Raw genomic sequence first — 19,684 nt, 5'->3', positions numbered from 1 at the left:
ATAATTATTTTTTATAAAATATCCATGATTCATTTGCTGCTGTTCCCTGTATACCTCGTTGAAAAGTACTCATAAGTTTGTTCCACTCTTCTACTTTAGGATTATCCTTAGTTGTCAAAGCGTTTATTTCATCAAAACTTTTACCCTTAGGATATGAAATATATAATAAGAGTTGATGATCATTTCTGTACATCGTCACATCATTAAATCCAGCATTACAAAATCCTTTGGAAATTTCTGGCCATTGTTCAAACTGATCCTTATGATATTGATAATATTGGTCACGTTTATTTGGGTCATCAACTAACTGAGCTGTAAGTATTACAAAATCTTCTTCGTCTGATTCAGAATTTGTTGGACAGTGCTGTTTCGATTCAAATGAATAGAAAATCTCTTTAAATACTTTACACTTTACAGCGGGAAAATCAGCTTTCCAAGCACTCGATATTTTTTGAGCGATATCGTCTGTGGTCTTGAGCAATGTATAGCCTTTCCAACGATAAATTTGTTTAATTTCTGCACCTTGCCTTTGGATAAAACTTTCTAAAGATTTCGCTGAAATTGACCCGTCAGGGTCACTAATTTGGACATAAACGGGTTTGTCAAAAGGAATATGTTTATTAAATTTTGATCTATCTTCTACCTTGTTTTGATATTTCAGAAGGGATCTATATGTTGAAGATAATCCAGCATTTGCCACTTTAGCCAAGTCTACTTGTGGTCCATTTTCTTTCCATTCTACTGAAGGTCCATTAGCATTTTTTAAGATTTTATTTTCTGGATACCAATTGTCCGAAATATTCATATAAGCAGATCCTTCATCAGTGTAGAGATAAAACCAATGATCTGGAATATGTGCATATGGAGATAAATAAATGCTATCGATAAGATTATTTTGAATGATTGTACCAGGTTGTGCTGACAAAGTATATATTCCAGCTACATCATACATAAATTTTCCATACCTAGTAATTCTATTTTCCTTAACGATATTATTCTTACTAATATTGATAGTTGGTGTCCAGCCCCATCCTACACTAATTCCTGTATAAGCAAGATCACTAATGTCATTATTTAGAATATTGATATTTCGTGCAAATCCAACACCTATCCCAACAGCACCCCAATCTTCATTACACACGTTATGTATAAGATTATTCTCAATCGAAACCCCATCAGAGACAATACGTTCATCTTTCGGATGATATGGTAGATGTGCTTCAAATTGTTCGTCCGAAAATTTACCGACCAAAACACCATTTCCACCCACATCCTTAATTAGATTTCCTGTAAAAGAATCTTTATAATTTGCTTCTTCAAAGTCAACCGCTGTAGAGGCTAAATGTGTGAATTTACAATTTGAAATTTCGTTCTGTTTTGTGTGTGATAAAACTATTGCTGATTTCGGTCTTCCTACCCAAGCCTGATTTTCTAACCCCTTTTTATCAGGAGTACCAGGTGTTTCTAATTTATAAGCGTCTATAAAATACATTCCTGCCTGCAAGGCAACGTGCCCGAAGTAATGAGGTCTAATCCAAGAACTATGCTTAAAATTTAATCCTTCAATATGAATGTGTGATACAGGGTTTTCTAATGTCCCCCTCAACTCTAAAATCGTTTCTAAATAAGGAACTACTATTTCCGAAGTTTCTAAATCTTCTTTATCTCGCTTATAATAATAGATCTTATGATCCTGCTCATCAAGAAACCATTCTCCCGGAGTATCTAAAAACTGGATTGAATTCACCAACCTAAATGCGGAATTTCCTGTTTCTTTAGATAACCAAGGACTAGGCCAAGGATGTTCACTTTGAATTTTGCTTTCAGGATCATGAAAGGATAAAACTATACTATCTTTTTTAACAATGGCTTCTTTTATTCTAAGCTGAGCTATAGCCCACCATTGATGAATAAAAAACTCCATTCCATCTTTAAACTCGATATTCTTAAATACATTTGGAATGGTAGCTGTTTGTTCCTTAAAATTCCAATTAAGAATTCTAGGCAATTCGTAATCGGAATGACTCTCGGCACGAATAGCTTTAGTATCGCCAACCCACATCTGACGAAAAGGAAAATATCTACCTCCTACTTTAGGTGCATCAGCGACATAAATATTCTTGAAATGCTTTTCACCAAAAAGATTATTTTTCCCAACTCTCCTCCAACCTTTGACAGTAATACCTCCAGAAAACACAGCTTTATCCCCCAAACCTCTAATGGAAGTCGGACTTTGTAAAGTTCCTGAGTCTTCAGGCCGAATTAGAATAGGTTGACTAGGCCGATATACCCCGTCTTTAACCAGAATATAAACAGCAGATTTTATTTTTGGATCACCAAGGCGACGCCATTCTCTAACTTGTCGCAATGCATCCTCCAAATTAGCATATGGAGAAGACATACTACCGTCTCTATCAAGCTTTTCACTATGTATACCCACATAAATTTCTGTTGAAAAAGCTTTGGATAGGAGAATCAATATAGCTATTGAACTCAGAATAATATGTTTAACAACTCTCATAAAATAAGTAATCTTTAAGTTCTATTTAATGTCAATTGAATGGGTAGATTATAACCTTATTTCTTTCGTTCCGAGTTTAGTTTTTATGATAAGGTTACCGACTTTATTTATATCCTTTTTCATAACATACCCTACAGCATACCCTTTAAAGGTTTTTCTTTTCGATTTACTCAAACTATTTAAATCGGCTTGATAACCGTTATCAGTTCCAATTACGTCACAGTTTTCATCTGCATGAAATTCTAATTTTATGTCATCTTCAGTAACTAGATTCCCTTTGTCATCTTTTAATGAAACTGTTACAAAATATAAGTCAGTAGCATCACCCGTAGCATATTTCTCATGCTCAACCTCTACTTGAATATCGCTAAGTGAACCTGCAGTCTTACGTACAACTTGCTGAATCTCTTTACCATTTCTATATTTAACAACTTTTATTTCTCCAGATTCAAAAGGTATTTTCCATGAAGCATGTAGCACATCTGCTGTTTTGGTAGATTTACCTAGACTTTTACCATTAAGGAACAATTCAACGTAGTCTGCATTATTGTAATAACACCACACATCGATTGTATCACCTTTTTTCCAATTCCAATGCGGTAACACGTGTAAAACTTCTTTATTAGTCCATTCGGATTGGTACATATAATAGACATCTTTAGGTAAACCTGCTAGATCAACAATCCCATAATAGGAGCTACGAGCTGGATAAGCATATGGAACAGGTTCACCTAGAAAATCAATTCCTGACCAGACAAAAATTCCAGATAAAAAATCACGTTTTTTCACTTCTATCCACGCTCTTTCATGGCTTGTTCCCCAATAGGCTGAAACATTATCATAGGCTGTTACGGTATAGTCTGAATTACCATTAACCACATATTTATCTTTACTCGATGCTGGCCAATATTGTATGGTATCGTGCGGAGTTTGGTAAACGCCTCTAGTTTGTAAAGCAGACGTCGTCTCTGCAGCTAATAATGGTGTATTTTTGAACTGAGTTTTCAGTTTATCATAATCAAAATATTTATAGTTAAATCCTAACACATCTAACGCTTCTGCTTGAGCAATAAAATTTTTAACATATTCGGTTTCAGTCAATGCCGAAGTAACAGGTCTTGTTGGGTCCAGTGCTTTCACCGTTCTACTCATATTCTGAGTAAGCTTGATACCTGTTGAATCAAATTGTTCGCGAATCTCATTGCCTATACTCCACATGAAAACTGAAGTTTTATTTCTATCCCGTTTGATAAAATTCTCCAGATCACTAATATGGTGCTCGTCAAAATCAATATTATAATCGAATTTGTTCTTACGTTTCTTCCACATATCATAAGCCTCATTATACACTAGCAGTCCCAATTCATCACATAAGTCTAATAATTCTTCTGCAGGTGGGTTATGTGCAGTTCTGATTGCATTAACCCCCATTTCTTTCATAATAATAAGCTGTCTCTTTGCTGCCGATTTATTAAAGGCTGCACCTAAAGCTCCCAAATCGTGATGTAGACAAACCCCCAAAATCTTTGTGGAAATACCATTCAAAGTAAATCCAAACTTATCATCGAATTCAAATTCGCGTAATCCAACATTATAGTTTAACTCATCTACTATTACCTTTTTGTTATTGAAGAGAGATATTTTCAATTTATATAAATACGGATTATTAGGACTCCATAAATTAATATCACTAAGTTTAATAGAAGTTTGTATTGAATTATTAACAACGTTTTTTTCTTTAGTAGCTAAGACCTTACCTTTAACATCTAATATTTCCACTTTAGCTAATAAATCCTTGCCTGCTGTTTTCGCACTAATATTTACAATACTTTCTTTAGTATTTACTTGAGGCGTAGTAATAACAGTTTCGTTTTTTAATAAATATGATGTACTGCGTTTTTCAAGCTTGACATCACGGTATATTCCTGAACCGGAATACCATCTTGAATTAGGTTGAAGGCTATTATCTACGCGTACAGCTATTACATTGGTTTTAGTCCCAAAATTCAGGTGCTTTGTAAGTTCCTTTTCGAATGACAGATATCCATTTATATTTTTCCCTAAATAAATACCATTAATCCATAGTTCAGAATATCTATATATACCACCAAATTGAATAAAAAATTGCTTATTACTATCCAAGGTAGGCAAATCAAAGGTTTTTCTATACCATCCAATGCCACCTGGCAAAGCACCTCCCGCATTACCAGCAGGATATTTTTCATCAAAATCAAAACCAATACTCCAATCATGCGGAAGAGCTATTGATTTCCAATTTTTATCGTTGTATGCGTAATTTCTAAATGATAAATCATCTTCTAAAATAAATTGCCAGCCTTGATTAAAATTTACAATTTCTCTACTTTGTCCATATGTCATTTGTTGAACTACGACAAACAAAATGCTCAATAAATACTTCTTTAGCATAAACAATTATTCTTTAATAAATTTCAATTTACTTTTTCCAATATCTTTTGAGGTAGCAACGGCAATACCTCTATTATCGTCTTTATCGACAGCGCAGTAAAAATGATATACTATACCTTTGTGTTTTATGACGAATGATTTGTGAGCGTATTTGACATCATACTCTTCCGTGGAGTTGATTAAATCATCACCTGTCCAATCCGTCCAATTGATCAAATCCTTAGATGCCGCAAAACGATTAAATCCTCCAGTTTTATTTTCCCAAAATGCGCCAAAATAAAACATTACCCATGTATTATTAATACGCTGAATCATTGGGTCACCAGTGATACCTACAGGATGATGTACAACTGGATCATTCAAATACCTTTTCCATGTGACCATATCGTCAGAGACAGCCATTCCGATTCTTTCATACCACCTAGTTTTCTTATTATTTACTAACGAATCCCCTACTGCATTATAGTACATAATAAATTGGTGTCCTGTATTCTTCTTTTTATCTTCTATCACATAACTTTTGAAAAGCTTGTGCCTATTTTCCCACCACCTAATATCTTTGTCTGTACTACTTAGCACTGGTGTCGTATATCTATTCCACTCAAATGCCCTATCTGGAATATTGGTTGTCGAGGCAACGCCAATAGACAAGGGCTCAGGTTCATATCCTGCTGTATTACCCCCAAAATAAGACATCCAATATTTACCCTTATATTTTTTCAAATCATACTTACCACCCCATTTTGTATTGATAAGGGCATTGTAACCAGCTTTTTGTTTAGAATCCCACGAATTATCATTTGACGAAGTCGATAGTTGTTTACCTAAATATTTCCAATTTAGTAGATCATTACTCTCAGCCAAATGTGTTTCATAACCAATACCATCGAAAATGATGTAGGTCATAAACCATTTTTTTCCTACTTTATAAACTGAGGGACAATCAATTAAATCTTTCTTTTCTGAAGGGACAACCACAAGTCCATACTTATGTGGTGTTTTAACCTCGTCGTATAGCTTCTGCATTTCTACCACAGAAATCGTTGATTGTTTTACCTGCGACATAGCAGGTAATATATATATAAGTAATACTGTTATAAATAAAACTCTCATTTAATTATTTGGTTATTAAAAACTTTCCAGCTGTCAATTCTATTTCAACTCTTGCTTTATCTTTAGATAATTTAGTTTTCACATTCTTACCATTTACCTTGTAATGTCCATAGGCAGGTAGCGAGACTGTTGCTTTCGAACCTATTGGAATGTGCACACTATAGTAGTTATCACCCTTACGATCTAGAATAATTTCGCCATAAGGACTATGATAACTTACTTTAACAGATTTTACCACATCAATGAGTTTAGGTTCAATCCATACATGATTATAAGCTACTGAGTTGTCAGCTTGCTTAATGCCCCCTAAATTTGCATGAAACCATTCCATCAAATGGCCAAGCATAAAATGATTATTTGACACTGTGGGCAGTGCCGCCCAAGATTCTGTTAATGCAGTAGCACCTTTGCGAATTTGGTAACCATAGCCAGGTCGTGTATCATCCTTATGCATCGCATATATTACATCATCTCGATCATGTTCAGTCAATGCTTGAATCAAATAACGGTGTCCTACATCTCCAGATGTAAATGTGGTATCCTTAATAAAAATATCCTTCAATAAATTTTCAAAAACGGCAGTCTTATATTGAGGTTCAAAAATATTCATATAAATAGGCATAGCCTGTGCAGTTTGACTACCTGTAGCATAAATTCCATTTTGACTATTGAAAAATTCATTATTAAACGCCTTCTTAACCTCAACTGCTAACGAATCAAAATATTGTCGATCCGATTTATAACCAAGTTTTTCAGCTATTTTGGACATTACAGTAAGGTCATAGTGATATATTGAAGTACCTGTCACCCCATGAGGTGTTAATTGAGAAACACCTGGTCGCTCTTTACCGATATCATACCAATCACTTAAGCCTTGATATAGTATATTGTTTTTAGCTTTGGATTTAAGGTAATGAACGTACCTTTTCATCATTGGGTAGTTTTCTGTTAGCAAAGTTTCATCACCATACCATTTGTAAGCATACCATGCTAGTAAAATAGAACTGCTACCCCATTCTGGTGAATCTCTAAACATATCTCCTCCCCAATCGAACTGCACATATTCAGGGGCTATTTCGGGAACCAATCCATCAACAGTTTGAGATTGGCGCATATCATACAATGCTTTTGCAAATAGAGCCGAAGAATTAAAATTATACTGAACAGATGGCCCCATTAAATGTAATTGCTCTAACCATCCTAACTTTTCACGATGTGGGCAGTCTGTAAATACAGAAACCATATTACTTTTAATACCCCATTTTATAAGGTTATGAATTTGGTTAAAAAGAGTATCCGAGCTGGAAAAAGTACCTGATTCTACAGTACTATTACGTATATGATCCAATTGAATTTCCTGAATTTCTATTTTACTACCTGCTAATGGTTTCTTAAAAACCTCTGCATAACGTAATCCGTAATACGTAAACTTTGGAGACCAAATAACTTGCTTCTGGTCACCAAAAATATATTGATAATAATGTGGGCTTCCTGAATGTTTCTGATTAGCAGAACCATCATTATTAAGTAGTTCTGCTGGATACACGCGAATAGTATCCCCCTTATTTCCAGACATTTTTAGGGTTACTATCCCTGATGCATTCTGTCCAAAATCATAAACTATACTCTTACGGTGGGAAAGTGTTTTTTGATTTTTGGGTTTGAATGATTCCATGATTCGTGTTGGCTCTATTTCTTGAGCTTTCAAAGCTGGACCATCCACGATAATAGCATTTTTCCAATTTGAATCGTCATATGAATTGCTTGTCCAAATGTTAGGTAAAATATTGCCATCAAAATCTTCACCACCGTACATACTTGAAAATGTGATTGGAGATTTATGCACTTTCCATGATTCATCTGAGTTAAGAACATCAATCGTACCGTCTTGATATTCTGTTATAACTTTCATTTTAACTTTTGGGAGACCAAAAGCTACTTTATGCTTTTGAAAACGACCTCTAATTGGTGGTATATAATAAAAACCATTTCCTAAGAGTACGGAAAATGTATTTTTCCCTTGATTGAGTTTATCAGTCAAGTCATATACTACATAATAGGCCTCTTTATCATATTTAGTCCATCCTGGTTCTAAAAAATTATTTTCTACTTTTTGTCCGTTTAATAAAAGTACGAAATGCCCCAAACCAGATACAAAAGCATAGCTTGATTTTATATTTGATTTTGTATTTACTGATTTACGAAATACAGGCAAATCATACGGTTCTCTAATTTGTAATCTACTTGAGCTTAATGGTAATGGATTGATTAATGAATCGGGTAATTTTTCAAGTGTTATCCACTTTGCATTTGACCAATCTTCGCTAGACAACAAACCTATTTGAAAATTATAAACATCACTCTCTGCAGATTTACCTTCATTATCCTTGACTTGAATTTTCACAAAATACTTCTTTGAAGACGACAAAACTGAACCTGAATACTTGACAAATAACGAATTACTTGATTTTTTCCATTTGGAATCCCACATCAACGAGCTACTAGATAAGTCATCCTTTGAGTAAACAACAATTCTATATGCGACCTGTCTTAATCCATTTTTTTCGGCAATTAATTTCCACGAGAATACAGGGTTTAGGCTATTTATACCAAGAGGATTCTCTCTACCTTCTACGCGGACATCTTTTATTTTTACTTGGGCATTAAGTGTACTGATAACACCTAAAAAAAATATTAGTATAATCTCTCTTAAATAAGTCATTTTAAAATTGGATAACTACAATTGGATATATTATTATTCTACAGATTATTATGCTGACTGATGTTACTTAATTTTAATCCGCTGACATTTACCGTATCAATAGCATTATTTTCAACCGACAACTCAACATTTGACAATTCTAAACCTACAACGTCGCTTGCACTCAACCAATTCTTCCCTTTAGCTATTACATCTTGAATTATTACATTCATTAACGGTGACTCAGGTAAAGCTTGAATTTTAATACAATCTTCTGCATTTTCTATTACTACATTTTTGATTCTTATATTCTGAAACTTTGGTGTTAACCTATCAGGAATAACTTTATAATTACGATCGGCTAATTTTCCAACATGCATAGCTTGTCCTAGCATATCCCATCTTATCGCCGAATGATTAACTCGCATACGGATATTTTCAAAGAGCATATTCTCACCACCACCACCTCTAGGACGTCTCGTTTTAAAACGAATTCCTACATCAACTCCATCAAATACACAATCATGAACATATACATTACGAACCATCCCCGCAGTCTCACTACCAATCGTCAATCCGCCATGCCCCTGTTTGGCTAAACAATGACGTACAATTACATTTTCAGTAGGTCTATTTACACGTAATCCATCATATCCTCTTCCTGCTTTCAGTGCTATACAATCATCTCCCGTATTAAATACACAATATTCAATAAGCACATCTATTGAAGACTCGATATCAATACCATCCCCACGTTGAATTCCAACAGAATTAATTGTTAATCCTCTAATGATTACATTTTCACAATAAGTTGGAACTACATTCCAAAATGCAGAGCGTTCTAAAGAAACACCCTCTATTAATACATTTTTACAATTTATAGGAGCTATTAAAGCTGGTGGAAAAATAAAATCTTCTGTTCTTCCATCATATATTCTATCCTCAACAGCTTTCGTATAGTCTACTATTTTTTCAATAACTTCATGAGTCATTGTCTTCCTTCTTACACTTCCTTCTCCAGGACCAATGATTTTTCCTTTTCCAGTAATTGCAATGTTTTCTACATTATTTGCATAGATACACGCCCCTAAAGAGTATAACTCTATACCTTCGTTTCGTGTGAATACAACTGGCAGAAAATCCTCTATTTCACTTTTAAAAACTAATTCTGCACCCTGTCCTATCTGTAAATTAATATTAGACTTTAATATTATTCGCTTAGAAATATGTACTCCAGCTTCCAATACGACATATCCGCCTCCCATTTGGGCCATTGAATCAATAGCAGATTGAATATTTTCCCCTGAACTAATGTTTATAAATCTATTCGGAAATATGGGTTTATAAAATCGATGATTAGTATATGGGCTATGTGTGTCCCCGAATATAGAATCACCTTTACTTTCAAGTACGTCAGCAGATGTCAACAACATAGAATCCAAACGCTTATGCCTTTCAGATTTACAATTGACAAACAAAAAAACGACAATAAATAGGAATGCGTTTTTAATTACCATTTTCTTGAAAAATACTTTTAACGTACCTTGTATTTGCTCCATAATTTTCCAAAACCATACGAGAAGATAACTTAGCGTCTCTTGATCGTTCAATAACCAACCATCCACTCCATTTCATCTGATCTAAAGTTTCCTTTACAGAATTTAAATTTAAACGTGAATTATGCTCAAGCCAAACCCCATCTTCATCTGTACAATGAATCATACTTATGTTCTTTGCTCCAAGAGTTTTCAATTCTTGAATGAGAGGGATTCCATTTTTCAATGGATTTGAAAAATTGAAGTAAATTTTAATATTCTTCGATCCAATTTCTTTTAGCAGATTCAATTCACCCTTTGCATCAAGAGAAGTTTCAATGCCAACAACTACACCTGCACCTTTTGCCATCTTACCAATTTCACGTAATCGTTCTACAAGCACTGGTCGTAATTCAGGGTTTTTAACAAGATCACACTGAACACCCAGTGGCAAGAATGCATTTTTAACACCAAGAAGCTGACATGTCTTTAAACAATCTGATATCATTTTCTTATAGGTCGGTCTAGTCGCCAATGATTGTGCGTAGAATCCCGTCATAGCGACAGAACAGATGTCTATTTTGTGTTTTTTGAGATGATTAATATAATTTTCACGGAATTCAGTCTCAAAGAATTTGTTATCGAATGTATCTCGATTGCCCAAGCCACCCATATCTACCTCTAATCCATCCGCACCGATTTCACTGGCTAACTGTACTGCACTAAGCTTTTGGCGTTTAAGAATCATCAGATCAATTACAGCAACACGATACCTGGACTTCTTTACTGACGCAATTGATCCTAATGGACTAGCTAAAGCTATCCCAAATAGAAAACATTGCTTCATAAAAACTTTTCGATCTATTGATTCCATTTTATTTGATAGTTTATATTGGCGATCCACTCACTAAAAAGTAAGAAAGTTAATATTCTATGAATTTTATAATTCAAGAATAATCTAAAAATAGATAGAAAACTGAAACGAGAACAATACGTTTTTAGCCAATAATTATAGCATCTTACTTGAAGAGTTTTTCAAGATTTTCGTATCCATAAATAGCATGTGAAGGTATTAATTCACCATTTTCTCCAAATGCATATAGTGCCTTCTGGTCTTCTATAGTACATTTGCTTTCGTCATAATCACCGTTTGATTTTAGGACATGCTGATTATCTAACTTGAAATGCTTTGTTATAAAATCGTATACAGCTTTGCGCTTTGGATACGAGAAGTCATGAGCCCCATCTGCAAAATGCACATTTTCAACTAAGTCCGATTTGTTATAGAAACTGTAAATGTTTTTTAGGTATGGAACATCATGTAAAGGTGCATGCGCTGTCCAATCTTTGCCATTAGAAATTATAAGTTGTGGTCGTGGAGCTGTCATGGCAGCAATTTCTACATTATTTGTTCCGGAACCACTAAAATGAATAGGTAACCCACTCTCGCAAGGACAACCACCAAAATGATAAGATGATAAAGAAGCAACAGGTATACTTAACTTTATTCGGTCATCTAATGCTGCAACTAGGGCGCTATGATTGCCACCACCAGATCCACCGCATATACCAATTCTACTGGAATCTATAGATTTATCAGCTTCTAAAAAATCTAGAATACGTAAAGCTGAAAGAGTTTGAACAGTTAAAGCAAGACTTCTTCGGTGATCTTGAGATCTAAATTGGAGCAACGATTCTCCCCATGCAAATAAATCATAGCTAATAGCAACTGCACCTAATTGAGCTATCATGGCACATCTTATTTGAGCATCGTTTCTATACCTATGCCCTCCCCAATGACCGTCTGGTGATAATATAGCGGCCTTTTTATTATTTCCACCAATAGGACGATATATAGAACCGTTTACGAATAATCCCGGCATAATTTCCAAAGCGAAATTCTGAACCGTGTATCTATGAAATTTTCTAGCCTTTGTTAAAATGGGTTTGCTATTAGGTATTGTTGGTATTGGCGATAATTTCAATGCTTCAAAAAGATCTGTACGCAATGAATCTTTACGTTTTTCCCAACTAGTTTTGTCATTGTACTTCCCTCCTAAATATTGTAAATACTGCCACCCATCCTCTTCTTTCCAACGAAAGTATTCGAATTCCTTTAATTTGTATTTACCCTCACCTTCCTTATTCACTTTTAGATCTAACGCTGACAAAACTTGCGTAAGCGTCTCATCTACGTTAGCTCTGAAACGCCATAATCCATAATCAACATTTTTATCCTTAATTTGATCTTCATTATATTTTATGACTACATTATATCTCTTCTCAATCAAGGATAATACATCCCTCAAAGGCAAACTGTATTTGGTTTCAAAGCTCTGCCCCATAAGTTTAACACAGCTTATGTTAAAAAAATAAAAACCTAATAATAAAACAATTAAAGCAACAAACCTATTCATTCTCTTTAACACTATTTATTTTTATTTATTGAATTTCTCCAGCCTTTAAAGGTTAAATTAGGATCTAACTCAGCTTTAGGATAAAATAAACTCGCGATGTAGCCAACAATTATAACTATCAAATGACTATAAACACCTAACATTAACTTGTTGTGAGTAAAATTAAACTGACCTAAATCCAAAATTTTAAAGGTCTTACTAGCAAAAGTAATTTCCGTACTAGTCAAAAATGCATAGGCAGTAAATAATATACAAACAACGATAGCAATGTTTACACCTTGATTATTTGCTCTAGATGAGAGGATTCCTAATAAAAATACCCCCACAATACCACCCGAGAAAATGGCGTATAAAGTAAATATAACACCCAAAATACTTTCACTTCCTAATTCTACATAAATGAACCCAATTAAAATTGAAATAATACCTGCCACACCTACCACCCATCGGCTAGCTAATAAATATTTTTTATCTGAAAGATTAGGTTTTGCCTTTTTATAATAGTCTTCTATTCCCACTGCGGCAAGTGAATTAAGATCTGCACTCAAACTACAAATAGCTGCTGATATCATAGCTGCCAAAATAAATCCAACTACTCCCATGGGTAACTCTGTCATAATAAAGTAGGGAAATACACTATTAGCACCTACATTTTCTGGCAATGGTCTTTGTGTATAGTACACAAACAAAGCTGTTCCGATAAGCATAAATAGAGACCAAACAGGAACTGTCAATAAAATACCTAATAGTGAGGCACGTATCGCCGATTTATCGGATTTTGCAGTTAGGTATCTCTGTATTACAGTTTGATCTGTACCATACTTTTGTATCGCATAGAACGCTCCATTTATAGCCATCACGACAAATGTTAATCGTTTGAAATCTACATCATAAGGACCGAATCCCGTTCTTCCATTCTTTGATGCGACATCCCACAACTCTGAAAATCCACCTTCTATTGAGAATATTATAACCAATAAACAGATGATTCCACTTGCAAAAAGCATGAAGCCTTGGAACACATCAAGCCATATAACAGCCTCAATACCACCAAGTAAATTAACTACAACAATTATACTCCCAACTATTAAAATAATGACATATGTATTAATTCCAGTCATACTCTGCAGTGCAATTGCGAGTAAATAAAGTACAGTGCCCATGCCTGAAAATTGTCTTAGGACAAAGGCTATCGAGCTATAATATCTCGCAAAGCTGCCAAATCTCTTCTCAAAATATTCGTACGTACTTAGACCAATAACTTTTCTGTAGAGTGGGACAATAAACCAAACCGTTCCAAGAAGAACAATTGGCACCATAAGACCCTGAACTAGCAATATCCAATTATTTGAAAAGCCCTCTGCTGGGTAGCCTAAAAATGTCACACTACTAATTAAAGTAGCTAACAACGACATTCCAATAGCCCAAGACGGAACGCGTCCCTTTGCAGAAAAATAATCCTCAGTAGAATTTTGATTTTTCGCGTACCGAAGTCCAAAATAAAGTGTAATTAAGAGTACGAATAATATAATTCCGTAATCTAGAATACTTAAAATAGGTTTATCCATTTAGTTGCATAATTATATATTAAACAACCTGATCATTACTCCAAAAATAACTTCCAGGCTTTAATATAATATGTAATTCACTATTCTCAATTTTCATACGTATCACTCCTGCTTCATATACATGAACAGGCAACATCCTTTGAACATTGAGGGTATTTAAAATTTCATAGGCTGTAGCACCACCTTCTATATAAAGCTCTCTTAGATTAGAATTTATAAAAACTTGCTTGACTAATTTTGCCATAGCATGGCGTAAATAATCAGCATCAAAATCTAAATCATCTAAAAAAGCTAATATTACCTTCCCTTCATTTTTTATCTTCTCAACAATACCTTGTATGACAGTATAATCTTTTGCATTCCAATAAAGTACTGCCTGAGGATCCTGTTTATGTAACCAGTTTCTAGAGTTTTTGTGTGATGAACCACACACAAAAAGTGTAGATTCGCTTGATATAATTGACTTATCGACCGAAGATATAAAATATTCACTATTTAAATCGCTATTATGATGTTTATTTTCACCTATATAAGATTTCAATAAAGCTTTAAAATAAGCCGCTGCTCCAGCATTGACTGAATTGGAAGAGGTTTTTACTGCTAAATCGTTAATATCATCTGCAGTTAATACTTCACACACGTATACAGTGTTGTCAATTTCATCCTCAAACACCCTTTTTATCGTCCAATCACTAGCCCCCAAAATTTTCAAAACATTATCATCTAGAATAGGAAACTCTGGATCTTTTGAAAATGACGTTTGACTAATTAATTGATTATTGATCCAATAATTCCCATTCTTAATGTATCGATTTAAACTTGGATTAACAGGACAAAAAAATATTTTAGGTACATTTAAAATTTCTCTATATGTCGATATTTCAGCATAAATATGTCCCCGTAATGCCGAATCAAACTTCAAATAAACCCAATTAAAGGATGGAATATCAATCGTATCTATTATTTCACGAATTTGAATAATAGCTTCGTTCGCTGTTAATGAACGTGTATTACTATTAACTATAGCAACATCGCTATCAAAATTTTGATTAGAATACCAGGTAAAAACTTCTGCTCTTAAACCAGATTGATGAACTATTCCTGCAATTTCAGCTGCACCCGTTAAATCATCGGCTATTACTAAAATTGAGCACATAATATTTACTTGTTTTTGCTTAACTGCACTGCTGATTTAATTGCTAAGATCATTGCATCCGAACTAGCTACACCCTTTCCTGCAATTTCAAATGCCGTACCGTGATCTACAGATGTCCTTATGATAGGCAATCCCATTGTGATATTGACCCCTTTGACACTGTCCATTTGCTTTTTCTCAGGATTCCATTTAAAACCTGTTAATTTGAAAGGTATATGTCCTTGATCATGATACATTGCTACTATACCTCCATAGTAACCAGTTACTGCTTTAGCAAATAATGTATCAGCTGGCACTGGGCCATCTACATCGTAGCCATTTTCACGAGCCTCTATTACAGCAGGCAGTATTTCTTCATCATCTTCTGTTCCAAATAAACCAGAATCACCAGCATGTGGATTTAAACCTGCAATTCCAATTTTTAAATTTTTCTCACCTAAACTTATCAATCCCTGCTGTAGGAGCTCAACTACCTCCAAAATACGGTCCTTCTTGACTAAATCACATGCTTGCCTTAGAGAGACATGTGTCGAGACATGTATGACCTTCATATTATCTTCTACTAAAAGCATTGCATACTTTTTCGTATTCGTATAGTGAGCATAGATTTCTGTATGACCAGCAAAATGAAAACCTGCCTCATTAATTGATTTTTTATTAATTGGCCCCGTAACAGTGGCATCAACTTTTCCCTCTAATGCAAGTTCTATAACTTTAGTTACAGCCTGAAAAGATGCTTTCCCCGCTTCAGCTGAAACTTCACCAAAATTCACTTTGCTTAAATCGGTATTCTTCAAGTCCAACACATCAATTGTACCTAATTCAAAATAGGCTTCACTAATGTCTTCAAATGCATTGATCCTTAAATCAAAATTTAACTTTTCGGCTATTTGTCGAATTACATTGCCATCACCGATCAAGACTGGTCTACAAATAGAATGAATTTCGCTATCTAAAAGTGCTTTTATAGCTATCTCAGGACCAATACTCGCAGGATCTCCCATTGTGACACCAATAATTGGCTTATTCATTGCTCGTGGAATTAAATTGTAACTTATTATTTGTTATTAAATCTTGAAAATTAGAAATCAATTCTATTTCCTCTTCTGTATTGTCTTTATTAAGTGGAGGCATCATATAAGTATCACAAAGGTCAAATTGCTTCATCAAGACTTTCAATGCCCACAATGAATCACCCAACGACTTGTTAAATTGATAGATATTTCCCAATTTATCTGAATCATTTTGTAATCTATACACTCGATCCTCTAACCCTTGCTCTGCTGCCAAACACATCTGTGTATAAATATTGGGGGCAAAATTCCCTGTACTAGGGACAATACCAGAACTTCCATTCAACAATGCTATTGCAGATTGACCAGCCCAGCCCATGTAATGCTTAAAATCCTCTCTATTCTTACAAATTTCAAGAAGTGCAATAAGCCTATCTAAAGAACGCTCAGAGTCTTTTACAGCTACGATTTTAGGATGATGGCTAAGTCGCTCTATCACATCCAAAGGAATCGACATATGTGTTGTGGCAGGAATATTATAAATAATTAAATTAGAATGGCATTCATTAGCCAATTTCAAAAAATAATTTTCCATTTGCTCTTCACTAAGTGAATAGTAAGAGGGTAATGTTGCAACTACAGTCTCCACTCCGAGACTATAAGCCTTATTTGCAAATTGTATGGAATCTTCAATTATATTAGAAGATATACCAACCAGAAGCTTTTGTCCATAAGGACGATTTTCGACAGCAACTTTAAGATATTCTTCTTTAAAATATTGGGGTAATGAAGCACACTCCCCAGTGGTTCCCAAAATAAATGGAATTGCATTATTATTATATAAAAAGGTAAATATCCTTTTTACTGCTTTCTCATCTAATGATAGATCCTCAAGCATTGGAGATATTACAGGAATAATAGTTTCTTTCATTTAAATAATTAATTAATAAGCCTTTTCAAAAATCTCTATTGCATCTTTTAAGTTAATTTCTCGTGGATTATTCACCAATAACCGCGTTATTTTCATCGCATCAGCTGCCATTGTTGGTATAGCATCCTTTGGAATATTCAAATCACGAAGTCTACTAGGTATTGCACAATCTACCATTAGCTGTTTTATTTTAGATATCCCTGATAATGCTGTTTCTTCATCAGATTCTAGCTTTAAACAACCTAGAGCTAACGCGACTTCAGCATATTTCTTCACATTACTTTGATAATTAAATTCCATGACGTGAGGTAACAGAATAGCGTTGGAAAGACCATGTGGTAAATGAAACATACTGCCCAAAGGATACGACAAAGCATGTACACCAGCTGTATTTACTGGTCCCAAACAAAAGCCACCTAAAAGACTCCCCAAAGCAACATTGCTGCGAGCTTCGATATTATTACCATCCTTTACTGCTTCAACTAAATTCGAAGAAATTAGTTGCATCCCCTTATAAGCATACATATCAATAAATTCTTGAGAATATCTGTTGGTATACGCTTCTAAACAATGTGTTAAAGCATCTATTCCTGTTGCCGCAGTTATTGCTTGAGGGATACTAACCGTCAAAAGAGGGTCAGCATAAACCATATCAGGAACCAAAAAAGGACTAATTATACCTTTCTTTTGACCTTCATAATCCACCAAAATTGCATTCGGTGAAACTTCACTGCCTGTACCAGCAGTTGCTGGCACACAGATTAGATCTTTCGTGCGCTTTTTTAATAAGCCATTACCTACAATTTGTTCAAGTGATTGATCGTTATTCAATAGCGATGCTACAAGTTTTGCAACATCAAGTACACTACCTCCACCAATTCCAATGACAGCATCAATATTACAGGATTTATATGCATTATAAACTCGGTTAAAATCATCAAATGTAGGCTCTTGAACTATACTCTCATCTAAATAAACTTTAACATTTGCTTCTTCAATACTTTCAATCAATGGCCGTATAGCATCTCTTAGCGGTGCTATAGAAAGGATTAAAACTTCTTTGTATGAATAAGTACTAATATCTTCGGAAAGTTGTGATAACACTCCGTTTCCAAAATTGAAATATCTTGGAAAATTTATCCTTAAATTTCTACTCATAGTATTATTCCTCTTCAGGTTTATATTCTTTTTCAGTTGGTAATGTATAGCCTTTTACTGCCGGCCATACTCCATTTTTAATCGTACGTTTCTTGAAATTTTTAGGATTCGCTATTACATGCTTCATCTTTTCTCTTCGCCATGTATATGCAAAATGTACTAAACCATCATTACTCTGTATCACAGCAGGATAAGAATATTGGCTTATTGGAGAATCCTCCAAAATTAAAACAGCTTCCCAATTGATTCCATCTTTTGATACGGATACATTTAATGGAGTTCTTTTTCCTTTAGGATGCTCAGGTGGAGGTAATACATGGTTATAAATCAACACATGTATTCCATCTTTTAGTGTCACGGCATCTATGCCTGAATTATTATTAGGCAATGTAGTTTTCTGTAATGGAGTCCAAGTTTCACCATAGTCATAAGACCAAGACTCTGCAATAGCCCAATTTCTGGTACGCGCCAAAAGCTGTAATTTACCTTTACCATGATCTAACACACTTGGTTGAATAGCATTGATATTATCCCCTCTGTTAATAGAAGGAGTTTTTCGCCAAGTTTTGCCCTTATCAGCACTGATTTCTAGATGAATATTCCACCCATTTCCTTCAGTACTACTTGGGGAAAGTAAATTACCGTTACTCAGCAAAACAGGCTTGTTTTTGATTGGTCCCAATATACCATCTGGCAATAAAGTGGGCTCAGACCAAGATTTACCACCATCACTAGATTTTTTTACCACACCCCACCATTCAGATGGTTTGGGTCCTACTTTATAAAAAAGTAACAAATCCCCACCTGGTACTTGATACAAAACTGGATTCCATGTAGGTAATCGAGTTCCATCCTTTTGAATACCATCAGCTACTGAAGTTGGAGCTGTCCATTTTCCATCTACATTTCTTGAAACATATATTTCAACATCAGGATTACGCTCATGTGTTCCCCCAAAGAAAGCATATACTAATCCAGAGGGAGTATCTTCAATAGTAGCTGAATGACATGATGGAAACGGAGCACTGTCATATACAAATTGATCTTTAATTACTCCTTTGCGCCACTTTTGAAAATTATTTTGTTGTGCAAAAACCACCCCTAAGCAACAAGTAATTAGGGTTAATATTATATTTTTCATATT

General features: G+C 34.5%; 13 protein-coding genes. All 13 read right to left on the bottom strand.

From position 1 onward, the window contains the following. Positions 1-4: 4 nt before the first annotated feature. Positions 5-2,521, bottom strand: a complete 2,517-nt coding sequence (locus tag IPZ78_RS06095) for an L-rhamnose mutarotase (protein WP_225552109.1) — start codon at positions 2,519-2,521, stop codon at positions 5-7. 48 nt (positions 2,522-2,569) lie between these two features. After that, a complete protein-coding gene (locus tag IPZ78_RS06090) occupies positions 2,570-4,948 on the bottom strand; it encodes a glycoside hydrolase family 2 TIM barrel-domain containing protein (RefSeq protein WP_225552108.1) in 2,379 nt (792 codons plus the stop codon). Between the two features lie 6 nt (positions 4,949-4,954). Then, complete coding sequence (locus IPZ78_RS06085) at positions 4,955-6,061, bottom strand: glycoside hydrolase family 130 protein (RefSeq protein WP_225552107.1); 1,107 nt, start codon at positions 6,059-6,061, stop codon at positions 4,955-4,957. A gap of 4 nt (positions 6,062-6,065) precedes the next feature. Continuing rightward, complete coding sequence (locus tag IPZ78_RS06080) at positions 6,066-8,783, bottom strand: family 78 glycoside hydrolase catalytic domain (RefSeq protein ID WP_225552106.1); 2,718 nt, start codon at positions 8,781-8,783, stop codon at positions 6,066-6,068. Between the two features lie 38 nt (positions 8,784-8,821). Continuing rightward, positions 8,822-10,321: a glycoside hydrolase family 28 protein gene (locus IPZ78_RS06075; protein WP_225552105.1), complete on the bottom strand. Its 1,500-nt coding sequence runs from the start codon at positions 10,319-10,321 to the stop codon at positions 8,822-8,824. Beyond that, the gene (locus IPZ78_RS06070; RefSeq protein WP_225552104.1) at positions 10,269-11,171 is read right to left on the bottom strand and encodes a sugar phosphate isomerase/epimerase family protein; all 903 of its coding nucleotides are present in this window, start codon (positions 11,169-11,171) and stop codon (positions 10,269-10,271) included. Before IPZ78_RS06070 ends, IPZ78_RS06075 begins: the two co-directional genes overlap by 53 nt. 145 nt (positions 11,172-11,316) lie before the next feature. After that, on the bottom strand, positions 11,317-12,642 hold the full coding sequence (locus IPZ78_RS06065) for a DUF4974 domain-containing protein (protein WP_225552103.1): 1,326 nt from the start codon (positions 12,640-12,642) through the stop codon (positions 11,317-11,319). Between the two features lie 83 nt (positions 12,643-12,725). Further along, positions 12,726-14,282, bottom strand: coding sequence for a sodium:solute symporter (locus IPZ78_RS06060; protein ID WP_225552102.1), 1,557 nt, complete (start codon positions 14,280-14,282; stop codon positions 12,726-12,728). A 19-nt stretch (positions 14,283-14,301) separates the two neighbouring features. After that, positions 14,302-15,438 (bottom strand): four-carbon acid sugar kinase family protein, encoded by a 1,137-nt coding sequence (locus IPZ78_RS06055; protein WP_225552101.1) that lies wholly within the window; start codon positions 15,436-15,438, stop codon positions 14,302-14,304. A gap of 5 nt (positions 15,439-15,443) precedes the next feature. Further along, the gene (gene pdxA, locus IPZ78_RS06050; RefSeq protein WP_225552100.1) at positions 15,444-16,469 is read right to left on the bottom strand and encodes a 4-hydroxythreonine-4-phosphate dehydrogenase PdxA; all 1,026 of its coding nucleotides are present in this window, start codon (positions 16,467-16,469) and stop codon (positions 15,444-15,446) included. Continuing rightward, complete coding sequence (locus IPZ78_RS06045) at positions 16,462-17,382, bottom strand: dihydrodipicolinate synthase family protein (protein ID WP_225552099.1); 921 nt, start codon at positions 17,380-17,382, stop codon at positions 16,462-16,464. Before IPZ78_RS06045 ends, pdxA begins: the two co-directional genes overlap by 8 nt. A gap of 12 nt (positions 17,383-17,394) precedes the next feature. Further along, positions 17,395-18,540 (bottom strand): iron-containing alcohol dehydrogenase, encoded by a 1,146-nt coding sequence (locus IPZ78_RS06040; RefSeq protein ID WP_225552098.1) that lies wholly within the window; start codon positions 18,538-18,540, stop codon positions 17,395-17,397. A gap of 4 nt (positions 18,541-18,544) precedes the next feature. Beyond that, entirely contained in the window at positions 18,545-19,681 is a 1,137-nt protein-coding gene (locus tag IPZ78_RS06035) for a sialidase family protein (protein ID WP_225552097.1), read from the bottom strand. Positions 19,682-19,684: the final 3 nt, after the last annotated feature.

It is taken from the genome of Sphingobacterium bovistauri (assembly GCF_020295405.1).
GTDB classification, from domain to species: Bacteria; Bacteroidota; Bacteroidia; order Sphingobacteriales; family Sphingobacteriaceae; genus Sphingobacterium; species Sphingobacterium bovistauri.
Note: the sequence above shows the minus strand (reverse complement) of the source record. Positions and strands in the feature narration are given on the sequence as shown.

Excerpts from the sequence above, each read along its gene's own strand:
- IPZ78_RS06095 (WP_225552109.1), bottom strand. The coding sequence starts at position 2,521 with ATGAGAGTTGTTAAACATATTATTCTGAGTTCAATAGCTATATTGATT.
- IPZ78_RS06090 (WP_225552108.1), bottom strand. The coding sequence starts at position 4,948 with ATGCTAAAGAAGTATTTATTGAGCATTTTGTTTGTCGTAGTTCAACAA.
- IPZ78_RS06085 (WP_225552107.1), bottom strand. The coding sequence starts at position 6,061 with ATGAGAGTTTTATTTATAACAGTATTACTTATATATATATTACCTGCT.
- IPZ78_RS06080 (WP_225552106.1), bottom strand. The coding sequence starts at position 8,783 with ATGACTTATTTAAGAGAGATTATACTAATATTTTTTTTAGGTGTTATC.
- IPZ78_RS06075 (WP_225552105.1), bottom strand. The coding sequence starts at position 10,321 with ATGGAGCAAATACAAGGTACGTTAAAAGTATTTTTCAAGAAAATGGTA.
- IPZ78_RS06070 (WP_225552104.1), bottom strand. The coding sequence starts at position 11,171 with ATGGAATCAATAGATCGAAAAGTTTTTATGAAGCAATGTTTTCTATTT.
- IPZ78_RS06065 (WP_225552103.1), bottom strand. The coding sequence starts at position 12,642 with ATGGGGCAGAGCTTTGAAACCAAATACAGTTTGCCTTTGAGGGATGTA.
- IPZ78_RS06060 (WP_225552102.1), bottom strand. The coding sequence starts at position 14,282 with ATGGATAAACCTATTTTAAGTATTCTAGATTACGGAATTATATTATTC.
- IPZ78_RS06055 (WP_225552101.1), bottom strand. The coding sequence starts at position 15,438 with ATGTGCTCAATTTTAGTAATAGCCGATGATTTAACGGGTGCAGCTGAA.
- pdxA (WP_225552100.1), bottom strand. The coding sequence starts at position 16,469 with ATGAATAAGCCAATTATTGGTGTCACAATGGGAGATCCTGCGAGTATT.
- IPZ78_RS06045 (WP_225552099.1), bottom strand. The coding sequence starts at position 17,382 with ATGAAAGAAACTATTATTCCTGTAATATCTCCAATGCTTGAGGATCTA.
- IPZ78_RS06040 (WP_225552098.1), bottom strand. The coding sequence starts at position 18,540 with ATGAGTAGAAATTTAAGGATAAATTTTCCAAGATATTTCAATTTTGGA.
- IPZ78_RS06035 (WP_225552097.1), bottom strand. The coding sequence starts at position 19,681 with ATGAAAAATATAATATTAACCCTAATTACTTGTTGCTTAGGGGTGGTT.